This is a genomic window from Streptomyces sp. NPDC046862 (assembly GCF_040704615.1).
Taxonomy (GTDB): Bacteria; Actinomycetota; Actinomycetes; order Streptomycetales; family Streptomycetaceae; genus Streptomyces.
This window is the reverse complement of record NZ_JBEYXP010000021.1, coordinates 16,451-35,370: the sequence shown is the minus strand read 5'-3', so window position 1 is coordinate 35,370 and position 18,920 is coordinate 16,451. Positions and strand designations below refer to the sequence as shown.

21 protein-coding genes are annotated in these 18,920 nt (G+C 71.4%); 12 read left to right on the top strand and 9 right to left on the bottom strand.

Annotation, left to right across the window (positions count from 1 at the left end; all coding sequences use genetic code 11):
• Positions 1 to 83: 83 nt before the first annotated feature.
• Positions 84 to 761 (bottom strand): AIM24 family protein, encoded by a 678-nt coding sequence (locus AB0959_RS23555; RefSeq protein WP_366828446.1) that lies wholly within the window; start codon positions 759 to 761, stop codon positions 84 to 86.
• A gap of 149 nt (positions 762 to 910) precedes the next feature.
• On the opposite strand from AB0959_RS23555, the gene AB0959_RS23550 reads away from it, so the two are divergent.
• Both AB0959_RS23550 and AB0959_RS23545 read left to right on the top strand, forming a co-directional pair.
• On the top strand, positions 911 to 2,389 hold the full coding sequence (locus AB0959_RS23550; RefSeq protein ID WP_366828445.1) for an FGGY-family carbohydrate kinase: 1,479 nt from the start codon (positions 911 to 913) through the stop codon (positions 2,387 to 2,389).
• A gap of 133 nt (positions 2,390 to 2,522) precedes the next feature.
• Positions 2,523 to 3,191 (top strand): NUDIX domain-containing protein, encoded by a 669-nt coding sequence (locus tag AB0959_RS23545; protein WP_366828567.1) that lies wholly within the window; start codon positions 2,523 to 2,525, stop codon positions 3,189 to 3,191.
• A gap of 41 nt (positions 3,192 to 3,232) precedes the next feature.
• Here AB0959_RS23545 and AB0959_RS23540 read toward each other — a convergent pair whose 3' ends face one another.
• Positions 3,233 to 4,141, bottom strand: a complete 909-nt coding sequence (locus AB0959_RS23540) for a LysR family transcriptional regulator ArgP (protein WP_366828444.1) — start codon at positions 4,139 to 4,141, stop codon at positions 3,233 to 3,235.
• Positions 4,142 to 4,208: 67 nt separating this feature from the next.
• Here AB0959_RS23540 and AB0959_RS23535 point away from each other — a divergent pair, with 67 nt between their 5' ends.
• Entirely contained in the window at positions 4,209 to 4,820 is a 612-nt protein-coding gene (locus AB0959_RS23535) for a LysE/ArgO family amino acid transporter (protein ID WP_366828443.1), read from the top strand.
• Here the strand turns inward: AB0959_RS23535 and AB0959_RS23530 are convergent.
• Entirely contained in the window at positions 4,720 to 5,742 is a 1,023-nt protein-coding gene (locus AB0959_RS23530) for a DMT family transporter (protein ID WP_366828442.1), read from the bottom strand. The two genes, AB0959_RS23535 and AB0959_RS23530, sit on opposite strands and share 101 nt — an antisense overlap.
• 69 nt (positions 5,743 to 5,811) lie before the next feature.
• Here AB0959_RS23530 and AB0959_RS23525 point away from each other — a divergent pair, with 69 nt between their 5' ends.
• The 3 genes from AB0959_RS23525 to AB0959_RS23515 all read left to right on the top strand — a co-directional run bounded on the left by AB0959_RS23525 (position 5,812) and on the right by AB0959_RS23515 (position 8,977).
• Positions 5,812 to 6,417: a helix-turn-helix domain-containing protein gene (locus AB0959_RS23525; RefSeq protein WP_366828440.1), complete on the top strand. Its 606-nt coding sequence runs from the start codon at positions 5,812 to 5,814 to the stop codon at positions 6,415 to 6,417.
• 148 nt (positions 6,418 to 6,565) lie between these two features.
• Positions 6,566 to 7,888 carry an MFS transporter gene (locus AB0959_RS23520; protein ID WP_366828439.1) on the top strand — a complete coding sequence of 441 codons (1,323 nt, stop codon included), beginning with the start codon at positions 6,566 to 6,568 and terminating at the stop codon, positions 7,886 to 7,888.
• Between the two features lie 126 nt (positions 7,889 to 8,014).
• Positions 8,015 to 8,977: an aldo/keto reductase gene (locus AB0959_RS23515; RefSeq protein WP_366828565.1), complete on the top strand. Its 963-nt coding sequence runs from the start codon at positions 8,015 to 8,017 to the stop codon at positions 8,975 to 8,977.
• Between the two features lie 45 nt (positions 8,978 to 9,022).
• Here the strand turns inward: AB0959_RS23515 and AB0959_RS23510 are convergent, their stop codons facing one another.
• The 3 genes from AB0959_RS23510 to AB0959_RS23500 all read right to left on the bottom strand — a co-directional run bounded on the left by AB0959_RS23510 (position 9,023) and on the right by AB0959_RS23500 (position 10,778).
• The gene (locus AB0959_RS23510; RefSeq protein WP_366828438.1) at positions 9,023 to 9,736 is read right to left on the bottom strand and encodes a hypothetical protein; all 714 of its coding nucleotides are present in this window, start codon (positions 9,734 to 9,736) and stop codon (positions 9,023 to 9,025) included.
• Positions 9,737 to 9,804: 68 nt separating this feature from the next.
• On the bottom strand, positions 9,805 to 10,341 hold the full coding sequence (locus AB0959_RS23505) for a DUF6624 domain-containing protein (RefSeq protein ID WP_366828437.1): 537 nt from the start codon (positions 10,339 to 10,341) through the stop codon (positions 9,805 to 9,807).
• Positions 10,342 to 10,355: 14 nt separating this feature from the next.
• Positions 10,356 to 10,778 carry an ATP-binding protein gene (locus tag AB0959_RS23500; RefSeq protein WP_366828436.1) on the bottom strand — a complete coding sequence of 141 codons (423 nt, stop codon included), beginning with the start codon at positions 10,776 to 10,778 and terminating at the stop codon, positions 10,356 to 10,358.
• A 291-nt stretch (positions 10,779 to 11,069) separates the two neighbouring features.
• Between AB0959_RS23500 and AB0959_RS23495 the strand changes: the two genes are divergently transcribed.
• Positions 11,070 to 11,903: an SDR family oxidoreductase gene (locus AB0959_RS23495; protein WP_366828435.1), complete on the top strand. Its 834-nt coding sequence runs from the start codon at positions 11,070 to 11,072 to the stop codon at positions 11,901 to 11,903.
• Positions 11,904 to 11,923: 20 nt separating this feature from the next.
• Here AB0959_RS23495 and AB0959_RS23490 read toward each other — a convergent pair whose 3' ends face one another.
• Positions 11,924 to 13,351 (bottom strand): hypothetical protein, encoded by a 1,428-nt coding sequence (locus AB0959_RS23490; protein ID WP_366828434.1) that lies wholly within the window; start codon positions 13,349 to 13,351, stop codon positions 11,924 to 11,926.
• Positions 13,352 to 13,655: 304 nt separating this feature from the next.
• Here AB0959_RS23490 and AB0959_RS23485 point away from each other — a divergent pair, with 304 nt between their 5' ends.
• The 5 genes from AB0959_RS23485 (at position 13,656) to AB0959_RS23465 (ending at position 17,182) form a co-directional block, all read left to right on the top strand.
• Complete coding sequence (locus AB0959_RS23485; protein ID WP_366828564.1) at positions 13,656 to 14,477, top strand: helix-turn-helix transcriptional regulator; 822 nt, start codon at positions 13,656 to 13,658, stop codon at positions 14,475 to 14,477.
• Position 14,478: 1 nt separating this feature from the next.
• Positions 14,479 to 14,724, top strand: coding sequence for a DUF397 domain-containing protein (locus AB0959_RS23480; RefSeq protein ID WP_366828433.1), 246 nt, complete (start codon positions 14,479 to 14,481; stop codon positions 14,722 to 14,724).
• A gap of 310 nt (positions 14,725 to 15,034) precedes the next feature.
• On the top strand, positions 15,035 to 15,586 hold the full coding sequence (locus AB0959_RS23475) for a hypothetical protein (protein ID WP_366828432.1): 552 nt from the start codon (positions 15,035 to 15,037) through the stop codon (positions 15,584 to 15,586).
• Between the two features lie 26 nt (positions 15,587 to 15,612).
• Complete coding sequence (locus AB0959_RS23470; RefSeq protein ID WP_366828431.1) at positions 15,613 to 16,422, top strand: SAM-dependent methyltransferase; 810 nt, start codon at positions 15,613 to 15,615, stop codon at positions 16,420 to 16,422.
• A gap of 73 nt (positions 16,423 to 16,495) precedes the next feature.
• Positions 16,496 to 17,182, top strand: a complete 687-nt coding sequence (locus AB0959_RS23465) for a Clp protease N-terminal domain-containing protein (protein ID WP_366828430.1) — start codon at positions 16,496 to 16,498, stop codon at positions 17,180 to 17,182.
• 33 nt (positions 17,183 to 17,215) lie between these two features.
• Here AB0959_RS23465 and AB0959_RS23460 read toward each other — a convergent pair whose 3' ends face one another.
• Positions 17,216 to 17,671 (bottom strand): RpiB/LacA/LacB family sugar-phosphate isomerase, encoded by a 456-nt coding sequence (locus AB0959_RS23460; RefSeq protein WP_366828429.1) that lies wholly within the window; start codon positions 17,669 to 17,671, stop codon positions 17,216 to 17,218.
• A gap of 66 nt (positions 17,672 to 17,737) precedes the next feature.
• Positions 17,738 to 18,892, bottom strand: a complete 1,155-nt coding sequence (locus tag AB0959_RS23455; protein WP_366828562.1) for a glycoside hydrolase family 64 protein — start codon at positions 18,890 to 18,892, stop codon at positions 17,738 to 17,740.
• Between the last annotated feature and the right edge of the window lie 28 nt (positions 18,893 to 18,920).

Below are 18,920 nucleotides of genomic sequence, written 5' to 3'. Positions count from 1 at the left end.
TACCTCGATATTCGGATGAATGTTCGATCAAAAGTCCACGCGAGCTCCCGTGCCCCGCCCGGCCGCGGCGGGGCACGCTCACATCAGTGCTGTTGGGCCTTCTGCGGGGTCGCCTCGCTCGGCCGTACGATCACGAAGCCCTCGCCCTCCAGCTTCAGCTGGACGGCCTCCCCGGAGCCGCCGCGGATCATCGATCCGAAGGACTGCGACCGGTGCAGCGAGGTGTGCAGCTGGGCCGACCAGCCCACTACGGCGTCGGTGTCGACGAACACGGGCTGCTGGTGCGACACCGGGATGACCAGCGGATTGCCCTCGCAGACCAGCCCGAGCCTGCCCTGGCCCGTGAACACGCTGTTGAACAGACCGCCGCCGGTGACACCCGCACCCTTCACCGTCTTGATCTCGTACGCCAGTGTGGGATCGAAACAGAGCACGTTGCGCCCGTTGACGGTGAGCGCGTCCCCCGGGTCGATGTCGACGACGAAGCAGTTCTGCGCCTCGTGCGCGAACCAGGCCTCGCCCTGTCCGCGCACCGTCATCAGCGGCAGCCCCTCGCCGGTGACCGCGCGCTTGAGCATGCCGCCCACGCCCTGGCCCTTGCGTTCGAACTGCAGATTCCCCCGGTAGGCGATCATCGCCCCCTGCCGCGCGAGCATCTCCCCGTTGACGGCGTACCTGATGGTCTTCGCGTTCTGCACGCTCATCCCCGGCGCGTGCGCCGGTTGCACCATGTGCTCGCTGGAAAAGAGATCACCCTTCATGCAGGCATGCTGTCCCGGAGGCACTGCCTCCGCCAAGCTCGGCGCACCACATCGTGTCAACACGCCGTTCTCGCCCGGCTGTCGGCGGCCGCTTGGAGCGGGAGGATTGCTGACCGCCGTACCCATGCAGTGAGAGGAGCCGTGACCGCATGACCGTGCTCGGAGTCGACATCGGGACGTCCAGCAGCAAAGGGGTGCTCGTCGACAGGGACGGGACGGTGCTGGCCACCGCCGTACGGCCGCACACGGTCAGCCGGCCGCGCCCCGGGCACGTGGAGATGGACGCCCTGGTGTGGTGGGACGAATTCACCTCCCTCGCTCTCGAGTTGACCGCGTCGGGAGAGCCGGTCACGGCGGTGGGCGTCAGCGGCATGGGGCCCTGCGTCGCGCTCACCGACGAGTGCGGCACCCCGCTGCGTCCGGCGATCCTCTACGGCGTCGACACCCGGGCGACCGAGCAGATCGCGCGCCTGGAGGACGAGTTGGGCCGTGACGCGGTGCTGGAGCGCTGTGGCTCCGTGCTGTCCACCCAGGCCGTGGGCCCGAAGATCGTGTGGCTGGCCGAGCAGGAGCCCGAGACGGCCGCACGTGCCCGGCGGCTGTACATGCCCAGCTCCTACCTCGTCCACCGGCTGACCGGCGCCTACGTCCTCGACCACCACTCCGCCAGCCAGGCCGTGCCGCTCTACGACTCCCTGTCCCGGGACTGGTACGACCCGTGGGTCCGGCACATCGCCCCGCACCTCGAACTCCCGCCCCTGCGCTGGCCCGGAGACGTCGCCGGCCACCTCACCGCCGAAGCGGCCGCGGCCACCGGGCTCCCGTCGGGTATCCCCGTCGTCACCGGCACCATCGACGCCTGGTCGGAGGCCCTGAGCGTGGATGCCCAGCACACCGGCGACCTGATGCTCATGTACGGCAGCACCATGTTCCTGATCAACACCACGGCCGAGCGCGTCCTCGTGCCCGAACTGTGGAGCACGGTCGGCGCGTTGCCGGGAACACGCAGCCTCGCGGGCGGTATGGCCACCTCCGGGATGGTCACCGACTGGCTGCGGGAGCTGTTCGGCGCGCCCGACACCGCCACGCTCCTCGCCGAGGCCGAGCGGTCGGGGCCGGGCGCGCGGGGCCTGCTGATGCTGCCGTACTTCGCCGGGGAGCGCACACCGGTCGCAGACCCCGACGCGCGCGGGCTGGTCGCCGGGCTGACGGTGGAGCACACCCGGGGCGACCTCTATCGCGCCGCCCTGGAGGCCACGGCCTTCGGTGTGCGGCACAACGTGGAGGCCATGCGTGCCGCCGGTGCGCGCATCGACCGGGTCGTGGCCGTCGGCGGCGGAACCCGGGGCGGCCTGTGGACGCGTGTCGTCTCCGACGTGACCGGCCTGGACCAGGAGATCAGGAGCGTCACCCTCGGAGCGAGCTACGGCGCCGCGTACCTGGCCGCGAGCGCGCTCGGAGCGGCGGACATGGACGCCTGGAACCCCGTACGCGAACGCGTCACGCCGGACCCCCGACTCCGGTCCCGGTACGACGAGTTGTACGCGCTCTACCGTCGTCTGTACCCGGCCACGCGCGACATCGCGCACACGCTGGCCCGGCACCAGCGCGACGCCTCCACGCCCTGAAGGAACCCGCCCGTGCGGAGAACGCCTGACACCGGCCGGACCGGAGTGGTAGAAGCGGGCACATGACCAAGTTCCGCTGCGCCTGTTGCCCTCGCACGCCCTGTTCTCCCTGTTCGTACCCGGTCCACACGCGATGACCGCGGGCATCGACACCCCGGACCGCCGGGGCCGTACCGGACTCGACCGCGTCGGGCGGGACCTGACGGGCAACCCACGGGTCAGGGTGCGGGAGGTGAAGCTGCTGTCCTGCCACTGGTACGTCGAGCGCACGACGACCTTCGACCTCCAGCACGCGGACGGCACCTGGAGCACCCAGGAGCGCGAGACCCACGACCGGGGCAACGGCGCCACCATGCTGCTGTACGACGCCGAGCGCCGGACCGTGCTGCTCACCCGGCAGTTCCGCTACCCGGTGTACGTCAACGGCCACCCCGACGGGATGCTGGTCGAGACGCCGGGCGGTCTGCTCGACGAGGAGGACGAGCATCCCGAGGTCGCCGTGCGGCGCGAGGTCGTCGAGGAGACGGGCCACACCATCGGCGAGGTCCAGCACGTCTTCGACGTCTACATGAGCCCCGGCTCCGTCACCGAGCGGGTGAGCTTCTACGCGGCCTCGTACGGCCCGTCGACCCGTACGCACGAGGGCGGGGGTCTGGACGAGGAGGGCGAGGACATCGAGATCGTCGAACTGCCCTTCCGCCGGGCCCTGGAGATGATCCGGACGGGCGAGATCGCCGACGCGAAAACCATCATGCTGCTCCAATGGGCGGCGCTGGAGGGCCCGTTCAGCACCGGGGCCTGATCCCGGGCTCCGTCTCGCGGCCCGTCGGCCCGGCGCCCAGGTCAGCTGTCGAGCGCCTCGGCCGCCGCGGCCGCGACGGCCTCCGCGACGGCGGTGAGCGCGGGCGAGTCGAGCTTCCACTGCTGCCAGAACAGGGGCACGTCCGCGCTCCGGTCGGGTGCCAGGCGGACCAGCCGGCCGGCGTCGAGCAGCGGCTCGGCCTGCGAGGCCGGCAGCATGCCCCACCCCAGGCCCGCGGCGACGGCATCGACGAAGCCTTCGGACGTCGGCACGAAATGGCGCTGGGAGCTCGCCCCACGGCCCCGCCTCAGCCGGCGCACGAACGCGTCCTGGAAGTCGTCCCGCCGGTCGAAGGCCACCACCGGCGCGTCGGCGATCACCTCCCGCAAGGGCACGTCCGACCCCACGCCGAGCCATCGTCGCGAGAAGGCGGGGGAGGCGACGGGGAGATACCGCATCCGTCCCAGCGCGCGCACCGAGCAGCCGGCCACCGCGTCCGGCGACGAGGTGACCGCGGCCATCACGAGCCCCTCGCGCAGCAGCCGTGCCGTGTGGTCCTCGTCCTCGCGACGCAGCTCGTAGCAAGCACGCATCTCCTCGGGCACCCGCGTGAGGGCGGGCAGGAACCAGGTGGCCAGCGAGTCGGAGTTCACCGCGATCGACACGCGCGTGGTCTCCGGGGAGCCGGTCATGCCGAGGGCGGTGTGGGCGTCCTGTTCGAGGCGGGCCAGCTGGCGGGCGAACCGCACGATCACCGCCCCCGACTCGGTGGGCCGTACCGGCTTCGTGCGGACCAGCAGCACCCTGCCCGTGCGCTGTTCGAGCGCCTTGACCCGCTGGCTGACCGCCGAGGGCGTCACGTGCAGAGCACCGGCAGCGGCGTCGAACGTCCCCTCGTCCACCACCGCGAGCAGGGTGCGGACCAGATCGATCGGAAGGTCTGCCATCACGAGCGCTAATGGTACGTAAGAATCTTTAGCTGTACTGGTGCGAGGCCCTGCCCCTAGCGTCCTGCGGGTGACCGCCTCTCTCACCGCCCTGACCGCCGGGTTCGGCACCGGACTGTCCCTCATCGTCGCGATCGGCGCCCAGAACGCCTTCGTCCTCCGTCAGGGCATCCACCGGGACGCGGTGCTCCCGGTCGTGGCGATCTGCGCGCTCTCCGACGCGGTGCTGATCGCCCTCGGGGTCGGCGGGGTCGGTGCCGTGGTCGTGGCCTGGCCGTCGGCCATGACGGTGGTGGCACTGGTCGGTGGCGCCTTCCTCCTGGTCTACGGCGTCCTGGCCGCGCGGCGCGTCCTGCGCCCGGCGTCGCTGCGCGTGCAGCCCGGCTCGGCGGGTTCGCTCCGGCGGGCGGTCCTGACCTGCCTGGCGCTGACCTGGCTCAACCCGCACGTCTACCTCGACACCGTGTTCCTGCTCGGCTCGGTCGCGGCCGAACGGGGCTCCCTGCGCTGGGTCTTCGGTCTCGGTGCCGTCGCCGCGAGTCTGTGCTGGTTCGCCTCGCTCGGCTTCGGCGCCCGCCTCCTCAGCCGTTTCCTCGCCCGGCCGTCGGCGTGGCGTGTACTGGACGGTCTCGTCGCCGTGACCATGCTGGTCCTGGGCGCGACTCTGATCGCCGGCGCGTGAGCGATGTGCCGGTACGCGTGCCCGCGCCCCGTCGAGCCGCCCCGCCAGCGCTGTTCCGGCGCTCCCCGAAGTGGACGACGGCCACCGCCAGGACGCCCAGTGCGAGGCCGGCCACCGTCTGCGCCCCGAACGGTTCGCCGAACATCAGGGCGCCCCACAGGGCGGTGACCGGGGCCATGAGGAACATCAGGGTGTTCACCCGGGTCACCCCGGAGCGCCGGAGGATCAGCCAGTACAACCCGTACCCGCCGAAGGTGGAGAGGACCACGAGCCAGACCACGGCCGACCAGAAGGACCCGCTCGCCGGCGGCGCCGCCGCACCGGTCAGGGCGGCAAGCGCGGTGAACGCGACGGCACTCGTCCCCGCGTGGATCGTCATCGTCACCGCCGGTGCGAGGTCGCTCGGCGAACGGCGGTCGAGGAACGTCGCCGCCACCAGGGACAGCATCCCGAGGAACGGCACGAGATACGCCCACCAGGGTGTGCCGGTCCCGGCCCCGGCGTCCGCCGCGGTCACGACGAGCACGCCGGCCAGGCCCAGCCCCAGCCCGGCCCACTGGGTGCGGGACGCGGGCGTGCCCAGCAACGGTCCTGCCAGTGCGGCGGCGACCAGCGGCTGCGTGCCGTCGATCAGGGCCGTCGTGCCGCTGGAGACACCCAGCTGGATCGCGAGGTAGACGGTCAGGAGGTAGCCGCTCTGCGACAGCGCCCCGACGACCGCCTGCCGTCCCAGCTCCCGCGCCCCGAGGCCGCGCCATGACGCCCGGTCCACGAGCAGGGCCCACGCGCCGAGGCCGAGAACCAGCGGCAGGAAACGCCACATGAGCAGGGTGAGGGCGGCCGCGCTCCCCGCCCCGAGCTTGGCACCGATGAATCCGGAGCTCCACGAGACGACGAAGGCGATCGAGAGCAGGGCGTTCATGACGCCTCCCATGAGTAGACCGATCTGTATACCCGTCGCTGAGTATACAGATCGGTCTACACTGGCTCCATGACGACCGTGCAACCCCCTCACCGAGTGGCCCTGACGCCCGGAGCCCGTCGCGTCCTGGAAGCCGCGGGCCGGCTGTTCTACCAGCGTGGTCTGCACGCGGTGGGTGTCGATCTGATCGCCGCGGAGGCCGGGGTCACGAAGAAGACGCTCTACGACCGGTTCGGCTCCAAGGAGCAGATCGTGGTCGAGTACCTCGCGGACCGGGACGAACGGTGGCGCGGGTTCCTCGCTCCGCGCCTGGAGGCGGCGGGCACCCCGCGGGACCGGGTCCTTGCCGTCTTCGACGCCTCGCGCGACTGGATGGAGGAGCACGGCAGCCGCGGGTGCAGCATGGTCAACGCCCACGCGGAGATCGACGACCCGGCCCATCCGGCGTCCACGGTCATCACCGGCCAGAAGGCGTGGATGCTCACCCTGTTCACCGACCTCGTCCGCCCCCTCGCACCCGACGCGGCCGAGGACCTGGGGCGGGCTCTGATGCTGCTGCACGAGGGAGCCCTCGTAGCCCACGGGCTGCGGATCTTCCCGCGCCCGCTGGAGGAGGCACGGGAGCGGGCCCGCCTGCTGCTCGCGGGTGCCGACGGGCGGACGACCGGCGACTGAGCGCGCGCCGCTCCGGCGACCCGGTGGGGCCGGTGACCTGTGACCGGTGGTCGCTGGCCGAAGTCCGCCACCCGCCTGCCGAATCCGGTGCCCCGTGGGCGATAGTGATGCCCGGGACCGAAAGATGTAGCGAGCAACCAGGACGCCGGTGGACACGAGCGAGAACAGTACGAGCAAGGAGACGGAACCGGACGGCGAGTCGGGCGGCGCAGGCGGGCCGGACGCGCCCCGCCGCCGGGGATGGCGCCGCTGGGCCATGGACACGCGCCCGCTGCGCCGCCCCGCCTACCGCCGCCTGTGGTCCTCGACCATCGTCACGGCGGTCGGCAGCCAGTTGACCGCCGTCGCGGTGCCCAAGCAGATCTACGACATCACGGGCTCCTCCGCGTGGGTCGGCTACGCGAGCCTCGCCGGACTCCTGCCGCTGATGGTCTTCGCGCTGTGGGGCGGCGCGGTCGCCGACAGCATGGACCGCCGCACACTCATGCTGGTCACGAACACCGGCATAGCGGTCACCTCGCTCCTCTTCTGGCTCCAGGCCGTCACCGGACTCGGCTCGGTCGCCGTGCTGATGGTGCTGCTCGCCCTCCAGCAGGCCTTCTTCGGCCTGAACTCACCCGCCCGCAACGCCTCCATCGCCCGCCTGGTGCCCGCCGGCGAACTCGCCGCGGCCAACGCTCTGGGCTCCACCGTGATGCAGACCGGGCTCGTGGCGGGCCCGCTGCTGGCCGGCGCCCTCATTCCGGTCATCGGCCTCGCGGAGCTCTACCTGATCGACGCCGTCGCCCTGTGCGTGACGCTCTGGGCGGTCGTACGGCTCCCCGCGCTCCCGCCCCTGACCACGCCCGGTTCCGGACGCCGGGCCGGCTGGCGCGAGGTGGCCGCGGGCTTCCGTTACATCTCGCTGCACAAGGTGCTGCTGCTGTCCTTCCTGGCCGACATCATCGCGATGGTCCTCGGCATGCCCCGCGCCCTGTTCCCCCAACTCGCCGCCGAGACCTACGCCTCGTACGGGGAGGGTCTCGCGCTCGGCCTGCTGTTCGCGGCGATACCCATCGGCGCCGTGCTCGGCGGGCTCTTCTCGGGCACGTTCTCCCGTGCGCGCCGGCACGGGCTCATGGTCATCGCGGCCGTCGTGGCGTGGGGCGTGGCCATCACGGGTTTCGGGCTGAGCACGAGCCTGTGGTTCGCGGTCGCCTTCCTCGCCGTCGCCGGGGCCGCCGACATGGTCTCCATGGTGTTCCGCGGCGCGATCCTCCTCTCGGCCGCCACCGACGAGATGCGCGGCCGTATGCAGGGCGTCTTCACGGTCGTCGTCGCGGGCGGCCCACGCCTCGCCGACGTCCTGCACGGCACCGCCGGATCGGCCATCGGGCCCCGCGCGGCCGTCGCGGGCGGAGGCCTCCTCGTCGTCGTGGCGACGCTCCTTCTCGCCACGGCCACGCCGGCGCTGCGCCGTTACCGGGTCTGACCGCCGCATCGCCGACGCGTTCGCTCCTCCGGCGCGCCGCGCCCACACCTCAACTCCTCGTCTCCCGCCCCGTGCGCTTCGTAGGCTGCTCCCCAGGAGCACCCCCCGATGACAGGAGTGGCGACGATGCAGTACGTGAAGCTCGGTTCGACGGGTCTGGACGTGTCACGGATCTGCGTGGGCTGCATGAGTTTCGGGACGCCCGACCGCGGGGCCCACGAATGGAGCCTGGACGAGGAGGCGTCGCGCCCGCTGATCCGTCAGGCGCTGGAAGCCGGGATCAACTTCTTCGACACGGCGAACGTCTACTCCGACGGCACCAGTGAGGAGATCGTCGGCCGGGCGCTCGCGGAGTACGCCCGGCGCGAGGAGATCGTCCTCGCGACCAAGGTGTACGGCGCCATGCACGAGGGCCCGAACGCCCATGGCCTGTCCCGCAAGGCGATCATGACGGAGATCGACAAGAGCCTGCGCCGCCTGGGCACCGACTACGTGGACCTGTACCAGATCCACCGCTTCGACCCCGACACTCCCGTCGAGGAGACCATGGAGGCACTGCACGACGTGGTCAAGGCGGGCAAGGCCCGCTACATCGGGGCGAGTTCGATGTACGCGTGGCAGTTCTCCAAGGCCCAGTACACCGCGCGGCTGAACGGCTGGACGCGGTTCGTGTCCATGCAGAACCACTACAACCTCCTCTACCGCGAGGAGGAGCGCGAGATGCTGCCGCTGTGCGAGGACCAGGGCGTCGCCGTGCTGCCCTGGAGCCCGCTCGCCCGGGGGCGCCTCGCCCGCGAGTGGGACACGACCACGGAACGCAGCCGCACGGACCAGTTCGGCAGCACCCTCTACCGGGAGGGCGACCGCGACATCGTCGAGACCGTCGGCCGCATCGCCACCGAACGCGGCGTCCCCCGTGCGCAGATCGCCCTGGCCTGGCTGCTGCGCAGGAGCACGGCCCCCATCGTGGGCGCCACCAAGCCGCGGCACCTCGAGGACGCCGTCGCCGCCCCAGGCATCGACCTCAGCGACAAGGAGATCGAGGACCTCGAACGGTCGTACACACCGCGGGCGATCAGCGGCCACTGAGACCCACCTGCGGCGGCTGACCGGCCTCGCCGTACGCCGCCGCCCCTACGGATCGACGACACCGGGTTGCGCGTCGCCCGACGCGTACCCGCGTCCGCCGCCCAGCAGATCGTGGAGTCGGCCGATGACCTGCCGTGCGGTTTCCTCGGCGTCCTGCTCGGCCACGTCGGCCACGAGCACGTTCCACCGGGTCGTGGCGAGCAGCCGCAACGTCAGCTCCGTCTCGGCCCGATGATGGTCCGCGGCCGAGGCCACGTCCTTGACGGCACGCGTGCCCGGCGAGTTGCCGAGCTTGCCGACGTACCACTCGGCCCACTGGGGGCCTTCGCGCTCGATCGCCCGCCCGAGTGCCTTCTCGGGGACGTCCCGCAGGTAGACGACGGTCACCCGCGTCGGCTCGACCGCCGCTTCGAGGCCGGCCACGACCTGGGCGATCGCCCGCTCGTCGTGGCCCCAGGCCACGAGTGAGGGGATGAACGGGATCAGGGCATCGGTCACCAGCACGTCCACCCCGGCCGCCCGGGTCTCCTCGGCGTAGGCACGGCTCGCGTCGACCAGCGTCCGCGGCCGCACGCTGCCGTGGCCTCCGGCGAACTCGTCGGCCACCGCGCGGAAGGCGGGACGGGTCAGGACATCGGCTTCCTCGAAGTGATCGACCGTGGCCCCGCCGTCGGTGAACCAGCGGGCCACCGCACGGCACAGCGTCGACTTCCCGACCCCCGGGCTGTTGCCCACGACCGCGATCCACTGCTGCTCCATCGGCACAGCCTCACCCATCGGGCCGGCCGTCCGCCACCATGGCCGGCCAACTCGCCGGCCCGCGCCCGTCAAAGCTCTCCCGTGGCCCCCAGGCCGCCCCGCAGCGCCCGCAGATGGTCACCGAGCGGGCCGAGCCCCACATCATGGCGGCGCTCGTCGACGGTCTGCGGATGGCGGATCGGATACGGGCGCAGTGTACGGGGATTGATGCGCGAGCCGTAGAACTGCGGCTGCCCCATCTCGACGGCGCAGTGGTCGGCGATGTACGCGTGGTGCACGGCCGGGCAGGCACCGTCCGCGACGGCCTCCGCGATCAGGTCGCGGCACCTGAGTTGGAAGCCCAGGTGCGACGCGTGCAGCAGGATCATCAGCGCGGCCGTCGAGGCGGGTTCGCCTACCATGTCGGAGGTGGGCCAGCCGTGGCGGGCGACCAACGCTTCGAGGGCCTCGGCGTTGTCCTTGCGGCAGCGGGTGATGCGGTGCCGGCCGAGCGCGGCGGACACCGACCGGGCCTCGCGGGCCAGCCGGTGCTCCTCCTCGATCCTGCGGATCAGTTCGGCGGCGAGTGCGTGCTCCCGTACGGGAGCCGTCTGTTCGTGTCCCATGAGTGGCGCGCTCCTCATGCCGTCCCTCGGACGGTGATCGAGAACCACACCTTCTTGCCGATGTCACCGGGCCCGGGCGGGTCGACACCCCAGTCGTCGGCCAGTGCCTCGACGATCGACAGTCCGCGGCCCGTCTCGGCACCGGCGTCCGGCGTCCGTGGCCGGGGCGACACGGGGGACGAGTCGGTGACCGTGACGCGTACCTCACCGCCGGAGTGCTCGAGGGACACGCCGACGGTGTCCGAGGGGTTCGTGCTCGCGTGCCGTACCGCGTTGGCGACCAGCTCGTCCGTGGCCAGAACGGTGTCGTCGATGAGGTGGGTGAGCCGCCACAGTTCGAGGTGGGCGGCGACCATGCGGCGGACTCCGGCGGCGGACGACGGGTGCGCGGCCACGGCGACCTGGAGGAGACGCGGCGGCCTGCTGAGCGAGATCAAGGGAGCGTCACCCCGTCGGCTAACAACCCCGAGCCGTCGCCCTGCCCGGTGGCGGCACGGGCGGCGCGCGGACTCCACCCGGAGTCGTGGACTGGTGCGGCGGGGGTCCGGCGGCGATGTACGCCGACGCTGGGTGCCGTCATCGTGTGCCTCCTTACGTCTACGGCCCGCCTCGGTGGCGGCCGCCGGTGCTGTTGTCGAAGACAACAGCACCGGACACAGCTGGGTCGAGGTGGTGAAAGGGTTGTTCAGTCGCGGGAATGTAGTGATGTGCGCTGTATGTTCGCCGCCATGGTGAACGTGAACGACGGCGCGGCCGCCCGTGAGCGGCGCGGCGGCGCCGGATGGCCCGGTGTGCGGGACAAGCGGGTCCTGATCACCGGGGGCAGCCGGGGGCTCGGCGAACAGATCGTGCGGCTGCTGCTCGCCGAGGGGGCGTACGTCGGAACCTGCGCACGGACGGGGCGGGGACTCCGGACGCTGGGCGCGTCCCTGGCGGCCCCGGTGCGCGACCGTCTGTTCACCGACGCGCTCGACGTCACCGAGCCCGGGCGGCTGGAGGGCTTCGTCAGGCACGGGGCGACACGCTTCGGCGGGCTCGACGGCGTGGTGGCCTGTGTCGGCGGCTCGCAGGGCGGCGGCTTCGAGCGGGCGGACGCGGCGGACTGGGCGGCGACCTGGGAGACCAACGTCGGGCACACGGCACGACTGGTCCGCGCCGCGCTTCCGCACCTGCGCGCGGCCGGAGGCGGCTCCGTCGTGATCGTCTCGTCGATCTCCGGCTGGAAACCGGGACCGCACGCCCAGTACGGCACCGCCAAGAGCGCGCAGATCCACCTGGCGGCCTCGCTGGCCAGGGAGCTGGGCCCCGACGGCATCCGCGTCAACGCGGTCTCGCCGGGCTCGATGCTCATCCCCGGCCGCCGCTGGGACCGTATGCGCACCGAGAGCCCCAAGGCGTACGCGGCCTTCACGGACGCCGAACTGCCGGGTGGGGCGCCGGTCGAGCCGCAGGAGGTGGCCCGCGCGGTCGTCTTCCTGCTGTCCGACTGGTCCAGCGGAATCTCCGGCGCCAACCTCCCGGTCGACCGCGCGCAGAACGCGCCCACCCCGTACGGCTACTGACAGTCGATCAGGTGTGCTGGTCAAGCCGCCACCCCCAGTACCAGTCGCGACCTCTGCTCGAACTCCTTCACGAGCGGCTCGTCACGGCGGGAGGCCAGGCGCCTTCTGAAGTCGCGCAGCGCCTGGATCGACCGTTCGCTGTGGACGCCGCTCAGCGCGTCGAGTGCTTCCGTGGCCGTGGCGACGGCCTCGTCCAGCCGGTTCTGCTGGAGTTGGGCCGTCGCCAGTACCGACCGGCTGATGGCCTGGCGCCGACGGCGGTCGGCGTGGACGCGCACGGACTCGCTCGCGGTCTGCTCGGCCTGCGCGGCGAGCCCCAGATCGCGGAAGCACACGGCGGACTCGGCCTGCAGGTAGTGCTGGTCGAGGAAGCGGACCCACGGAGACTCCTGCGCAGCCCCGCGGCTCGCGTCCAGCTGCTTCTCGGCGGTGCGCAGGGCCTCGGAGGTCTCCCGGGGCCGGCCGAGCGCCGCGTGGGCGCGCGCCGACATGGCGTGCAGGCGCATCAGCCCGAGCGGACTGCCGGCGTCGCGCGCGGTGGCGACACCGGCCCGGGCCAGCGCCACCCCTTCGTCGGGCCGGCCCAGGTTGGTCGCCAGGTGGGACAGACCCGCGAGGATCTGCCCACCCAGTACTCGGTCGCGGCCCTCCGCGCACAGCCGCAGCGCCTGCGTCATGTAGCGCTGGGCCAGCCCGTACTCCCCGGCGTCGTACGAACTCCAGCCCGCCATCGCCGCGAGCCGGGCCCCCGCGGCGAACAGCTCCCGGCGCCGCCGCTCGGTCGTGCCGCGCTGCTGCAGCATGGGGACGACCTCGGCGGACAGATACTGCACGATGCTCGTGCGCACCCCACCGCCGCCGTAGTGGTTGTCCATCTCGTCGAACATGGCGATCATCGCGTGGACCTGCTCCGTGGGCCCGGCGTCGGCCACGGGCGCGAGCCGGTCCGTGGCGCCGTCCTGGCTCTCCAGCAGCCATAACAGCCAGGCCCGCTGAGGACCCATCAAGGCACCCGGCACGAAGGGGACCGCACCGAGCAGGGTGCGCCGGGAGATGTCGGTGGAACCGAGTTCGACCAGGGTGTGCAGTGTCTCCGCCACGTTCTCTCCGTACACGAGCGCCCGCCCCACGACGGGCCGCCCACCGTCGAGCGGGAAACCGAGGTCCGCGGGCGTCAGTTGGCGCCCCAGCCGCTCGCCGAGGACGGCCGCGATGACCTCCGGGGTGTTGCCACGGGGCTGCTGGCCCTGGAGCCAGCGCGTGACGGACGCCTTGTCGTAGTTGGTGTCCGCCCCTTGACAGCGGCCCAGTTCGTTGACCCGGAGGGCCAGCGAGGCGTACGAGCACCCCGCTTCCTTGAGGGCAGCCGCCAAGGCCTTGTTGGGGCCACCGGAGTCCTTGGCGCCCCTGCCCGGGTTTCGTGGTTGTCCGTTCGTCACGGCGGCCATCCAGGTCTCGCTCCATGTCGGCGCGCGGCTTGACCCGTACCCGCTTGAGGCGCCAACTCCCGGGCGGGCCGGATGAGTTCGATCGACGCTGCCGCGAATGTGCGCCAGGTCACTCGATCACTATGGTGGCCGACAGACTCAGCTCGCAACCGGCGTTCTGATAATTTCAGAATGAACTGCAAGGACCTGTCGGTGTCAACAGACGGCGTGGCACACTGCACGCTGTGAATCCCGTCCCGGGAGGCAGCACGTGAGTGAGACCCGCTCAGGAGGCGGCGCCCCGGCGGCCCCGACCGTCCTGCGCATGGTGCTCGGCAAGCGGCTCAGACAGCTGCGTGAACAGGCCGGAGTGTCCTTCGAGGAGGCGGCACGGGCCATCGAGGTCACCGCACTGACGGTCCGGCGCATGGAGAAGGCCGAGGTCGGCCTCCGGATCCCCTACGTGAAGGAGTTGCTGCGCACCTACGGGGTCTCCGCCACGGAGATCGAGGACTTCGTCTCCCTCGCCCGCGAGGCGAATCAGCCCGGCTGGTGGTACAAGTACCGCGACGTACTGCCGGAGTGGTTCAGCGCCTACGTCAGCCTGGAGAGTGAAGCCGCGGTCATCCGGCTTTACGAACCGCAGTACGTTCCCGGCCTGTTGCAGACCCAGGACTACGCCGCCGCGCTCATGCGTGTGGGCTTCCCCAACGCGACCGAGGAGGACATCGCACGCAGGGTCTCGCTGCGCCTGAGGCGCCAGGACCTGCTGGCCAAACCGGAGGCACCCGCCATCTGGGCCGTCCTCGACGAGACGGTGCTGCGCCGGCCCGTCGGCGGCCCCGAGGTGATGCGGGCCCAGATCGACCGGATGATCGAGATACTGGCGAGCCCGAGGGTCAGGATCCAGATCATGCGCTTCGCCGCGGGACCCCACCCGGGGGCCTTCGGTCCCTTCCACTACTTCCGGTTCGGATTCTCCGAACTCCCGGACATCGTCTACACCGAAAGCCTCGCGGGCTCCCAGTACGTCGACCAGCCCGCCGACGTCGTCACCTACCTGGAAGTACTGGACCGGATGTCCGTGCAGGCGGAACCGGTCTCCCGTACGAGGGACATCCTGGCAGCACTGCGTAAGGAGCTGTGACATGGCAACTGACGGCCCCATCTACAACGGCATGCCCGCCCGCGACCTCGGCACCGAGGGCTGGCACAAGCCCTGGAGCGGCACCAACGGCGGCTCCTGCGTCGAGGCCAAGCGCCTGCCCGACGGCAGCGTCGCCTTCCGGCAGTCCACGGACCCGGCGGGCCCCGCCCTGGTCTACTCGCGGGACGAGATGATCTCGTTCCTGGAGGGTGCGAAGGCGGGCCAGGCGGACTTCCTGATCGCCTGACCTGCTCCCTGCTCCCTGCTCCCTGCTCCCTGCTCCCTGCTCCCTGCCCCGCAGCCCGGCCCGGTGCGGGCGTTCACGGAGCGGCTCCGCCATGCCGGAAGCAGTCGCTCCGCCACTACGCCCGCACAACCGGACAACCTGGACGCGGACTCCCGCGACATCGAACAGCCGCCCACACTGGGAGGGTTGTCACCCGCCTCGTATCACTCGAAGGGAGCGGCATGCGTATGCCGCCGCGCGACCCGGGATGCGCGGTGCCGCCCGGTGGACGCGCCGGCGTCCCCGGCCGGGCCGCTCCCGAGGGGCGGGGATGACCCTGCCGCCCGAGCTCACCCGGTACCGGACCGTGATCGTCGAGGGCCATGAAGGCGCCCGCAGGGACGACCTCGTCGTGGGGCTCGCCCACCTCGGGTTCCTGGTCCGCCGCATGCCGGCGACCCCGCACCACCTCGATCCCGCCCTGCCCTACCGCGAACTGCTCTCCGCCCCGGGCCGCCTCGCCGTCGACGGCAGCGTCATCAGGGAACTCGTCCACGGACCGCTGTGCCGCGGACGCTCCCGGGTGACCTGGATCCAGGCCCTCGACTTCGCCGACGCCGTTGCCGAGCGCGACGGAGTCATGCTCCACCTCACCGCGTCGCTCCCGGCCGGTTGCGAGCGGCAGCCGGATGCGGAGGCGGGTGGGGAGGTGGAGGAGGCGGACGTGACGGCGGCGTACGCCCGCGTGTTCCTGACCCTCGCCCAGCACGTGCCCGTCGTGACGCTCGACATCGGAGAGCCGGCGCACCCCATCCGTGCCCACCCTGCGCAGGAGTGCCAACTCTGGGGAGAGACACGGAAGTTGACGGTAGGTTGGCGATGACCACGATGCGAGGCAGGAGACCCCCCATGACAGACGGCCGCCCCACCCCCGACCAGGAAGCGCTGTCGAAGATCGACACCACGGTGCCGCACTCGGCCCGTATCTGGAACTACTGGATGGGCGGAAAGGACAACTACGAGGTCGACCGCGTCGCGGGCGACGCCTACCGCGAGATCGCTCCGAACATCGAGGCGATGGCGAAGGCCTCCCGGGTCTACCTGATCCGCACGGTCACCTTCGTGGCCCGTGAACGCGGCATCCGCCAGTTCCTGGACATCGGCACCGGGCTGCCCACGTACGACAACACCCACCAGGTCGCCCAGAAGGTCGCTCCCGAGTCCCGCATCGTCTACGTCGACAACGACCCCCTCGTCCTGCGCCACGCCCAGGCCCTCCTCACCAGCACCGCCGAGGGCGTCACCGACTACGTCGACGCCGACCTGCACGACCCGGAGACCATCCTCGAATCGGCCGGCAAGATCCTGGACTTCGACAAGCCCGTCGCGCTGATGCTCATGGGCATCCTCGGGCACATCCAGGACTACGAGGAGGCCAAGTCGATCGTCAGCCGTCTCCAGGCGGCACTCCCCCCGGGCAGCTACTTCGTGCACTACGACAGCACGAACACCGACGAGGAGCTGAAGCGCGCCCAGGACGGATACGACGACACCGGCGCCGTCCCGTACGTCCTGCGCAGCCCCGCACAACTCGCCGCGTACTACGAAGGTCTGGAACTCCTCGAACCGGGCATCGTCTCCTGCCCCCTGTGGCGCACGGACCCCGGCACGAGCCCGGTGCCGACCGACGTGTACGGGGGAGTGGCGTACAAGCGGTGAACCCCCGCCCGCGGCGGGTCCATGACGCAGGCAAGTACGCCTTGACAATGTCGAACTGTCAAGGCGTACTTGCATGATGACGCTGCCCGATCTTGACGACCTCATCGCCGAAGTGGACCGAACCTGCGCCACCGCTCACCGTCCCGGAGAACAGGAACAACCCGACTGGATCGCCCTGTTGACGGCGGCCGCACAGATATCGGGCCAACTCCAGGCGCTGGCGGACGACCTGGTCGAGGACTACGTCGAGCACTGCCGTATGCACGGCTGCTCCTGGACGGACATCGGCGCGGCCCTCGGAGTGACCCGGCAGGCCGTGCAGCAGCGCTTCCACGCCCCGCACAAGCGCTACAGCCCCGAGACGATGACGGAAGGTCTCCGCACGGCGATGGCGCACGTCAAGCGGGCGGCCGTGCAGAACCGCAACAACTACATAGGCACCGAGCACCTGTTGTGGGGCCTCACCGTGGAGGACAACAGCGCCACTCGGCTGCTGCGGAACGCCGGGGTCGCGCCCGGGACCGTCCACCAGTCCGTGGCGACCCGGCTGAGCATGGGGGCCTCCCAGGCGGCCGAGCGGATCGCGTGGACGCCCTACTCCCGCAAGGCCATCGCCCTCGCGGAGGCGCGCTCCGAAGAGGGCGGCGGCGACCTCATCGACTGCGACGACCTGCTCGTCGGCCTCGCGCAGGTCGGTCGCGGTGCCGCTGCCACGGTCCTCGCGGACGCCGGTTTCGACCCGGCGGCCGTCGCCGACTAGGGCCGCCGTCCCTGCGTACGGCCTGGGGGCGGTCTAGGGAGCGGTCCTGCCGCCGTCCAGGCGTCCGACGCGGTCCACGTTCGCCCGGTCGTCGGCGTCCTCGCTGGCCTCGGCGGCGAACCAGGCGTCGAGGATCTCCTTCAGCAGCGGCTCGGACGTCAGTCGCAGGCTGAGCGCCAGGACGTTGGCGTCGTTCCAGCGGCGCGCGCCGTCCGCCGTGTACGAGTCCGCGCACAGGGCCGCCCGGACGCCCGGCACCTTGTTCGCGGCGATCGACGCGCCCGTACCGGTCCAGCAGCACACGACGGCCTGGTCCGATGTCCCGGAGGCGACCTCGCGGGCGGCCGCCTCGGAGCAGACCGCCCACTGGGGGTCGTCGCCCGGACTCAGCGCCCCGTGCGTTACCACCTCGTGGCCGCGGCCCCGCAGCTCTGCCAGCAGGAAGCGCGCCACGGGTTCGTCCATGTCGGAGGAAACGGAGATCCGCATGTCATGGAGCGTACTCAATGGCAGGGCGACGGGGCACGGTCGGCGGGAGACGGTCGACGGGCGGGCTCAGCTCAGCGGATCCAGCGTGAGGTAGGCCTGCCGCGGGCCGCCGTCATGGACGAGCGACTCGTGGTTCCCGACGTCGTCGAAGGCGAAGGCGTACGCCTTGCCGTCGGCCATCTGCGCGTGGATCGCGCCGGCGTAGTGGTTGGTCACCCCGTCCTTGTAGAAGTCGGCCGAGGAGGAGTCGGGCTGGTCGGGGTTGACGAGGAGTGTGGACCGGTTGAAGCCCGCGCACAGGGTGCGGGAGATCGGGCCGCGCACCGCGTCGTTCGGGGCGTCGAGCAGTTTGTGGCAGCCGAAGACGCTGTCGGCGTCCGGCTTCTGGAAGCTGGTGACGACGGCTCCTGCGGCGTTGGTGAAGTTCATGACGCCGCCCGAGACCCTGCCGTAGTACTTCGTGCCGGGCTGGTCGGCGAAGGGGGAGACCGTCAGCGTCGTCGTGGCGTACTTCTGCCAGACACGGTTGATGTAGTCGTCCATCACGGTCCTCGGCAGGGCACCGGTCTCCAGTCCGTAGAGCGGCGAGAGCGCGCGCAGGACGGTGCCGTCGGAGCGGGTCTGGATCAGGTTCGCCCAGCCGCCCGGCCGGCTCCGCAGGGCGCCCAGGAAGCCGTTGTAGCCGCCCGGCTTGAGGTGGCCCGTGCTCGCCGTGCTGCCGTCGGCACGCTGCACGCCGACCGCGTACGGCGCGGAGAACATGTCGACCTGGGTGCTGTTGAGCCACAGGCCCGAGTCGTTGAGGGTGTACTCCGACCAGTTGAAGAGGGTGTCGCGGTTCGGGTCGCTCGGGTTCTGCACGGCGGGCTGCACGAGTCCGCCGGTGGTCAGTCTGAAGTCGAGTTTCCGCCCGTACGAGAAGTAGATCCGCCCCGAGAACTTGGGGATCTGGATCGTCTTCGACTGTCCCGCGGCCGGACCGGCGATGGAGGCGTCCGGTGCCGGGGTGGGCGGGTTGCCGCCGGCGGGCCACGCGTGGAACGCGCCGTTCGCGTCGGCCCAGCCCTGCCTCCCCGAGGAGAGCTGGGTGCCCAGGGTGTAGACGTAGACCGGTTCGCTCCGGCCCGAGTTGTTGGTGATCTTCAGGGGAATGGTGTCGGGCACCGCCGCGCGGGCGGGCGGCGCCCACTCGGGCGCGACGATCGTGGGTGCGAGGGCCATGCCGAGCGCCGCGGTGACGGCCAGGGTT

Coding starts and splice junctions, on each gene's coding strand:
- AB0959_RS23555 (WP_366828446.1), bottom strand. CDS start 761: ATGAAGGGTGATCTCTTTTCCAGCGAGCACATGGTGCAACCGGCGCAC.
- AB0959_RS23455 (WP_366828562.1), bottom strand. CDS start 18,892: ATGGCCCTCGCACCCACGATCGTCGCGCCCGAGTGGGCGCCGCCCGCC.
- AB0959_RS23460 (WP_366828429.1), bottom strand. CDS start 17,671: ATGCGGATCTCCGTTTCCTCCGACATGGACGAACCCGTGGCGCGCTTC.
- AB0959_RS23465 (WP_366828430.1), top strand. CDS start 16,496: ATGATGACGCTGCCCGATCTTGACGACCTCATCGCCGAAGTGGACCGA.
- AB0959_RS23485 (WP_366828564.1), top strand. CDS start 13,656: ATGGTGCTCGGCAAGCGGCTCAGACAGCTGCGTGAACAGGCCGGAGTG.
- AB0959_RS23490 (WP_366828434.1), bottom strand. CDS start 13,351: ATGGCCGCCGTGACGAACGGACAACCACGAAACCCGGGCAGGGGCGCC.
- AB0959_RS23475 (WP_366828432.1), top strand. CDS start 15,035: ATGACCCTGCCGCCCGAGCTCACCCGGTACCGGACCGTGATCGTCGAG.
- AB0959_RS23550 (WP_366828445.1), top strand. CDS start 911: ATGACCGTGCTCGGAGTCGACATCGGGACGTCCAGCAGCAAAGGGGTG.
- AB0959_RS23545 (WP_366828567.1), top strand. CDS start 2,523: ATGACCGCGGGCATCGACACCCCGGACCGCCGGGGCCGTACCGGACTC.
- AB0959_RS23505 (WP_366828437.1), bottom strand. CDS start 10,341: ATGGGACACGAACAGACGGCTCCCGTACGGGAGCACGCACTCGCCGCC.
- AB0959_RS23515 (WP_366828565.1), top strand. CDS start 8,015: ATGCAGTACGTGAAGCTCGGTTCGACGGGTCTGGACGTGTCACGGATC.
- AB0959_RS23480 (WP_366828433.1), top strand. CDS start 14,479: ATGGCAACTGACGGCCCCATCTACAACGGCATGCCCGCCCGCGACCTC.
- AB0959_RS23495 (WP_366828435.1), top strand. CDS start 11,070: ATGGTGAACGTGAACGACGGCGCGGCCGCCCGTGAGCGGCGCGGCGGC.
- AB0959_RS23525 (WP_366828440.1), top strand. CDS start 5,812: ATGACGACCGTGCAACCCCCTCACCGAGTGGCCCTGACGCCCGGAGCC.
- AB0959_RS23530 (WP_366828442.1), bottom strand. CDS start 5,742: ATGAACGCCCTGCTCTCGATCGCCTTCGTCGTCTCGTGGAGCTCCGGA.
- AB0959_RS23510 (WP_366828438.1), bottom strand. CDS start 9,736: ATGGAGCAGCAGTGGATCGCGGTCGTGGGCAACAGCCCGGGGGTCGGG.
- AB0959_RS23470 (WP_366828431.1), top strand. CDS start 15,613: ATGACAGACGGCCGCCCCACCCCCGACCAGGAAGCGCTGTCGAAGATC.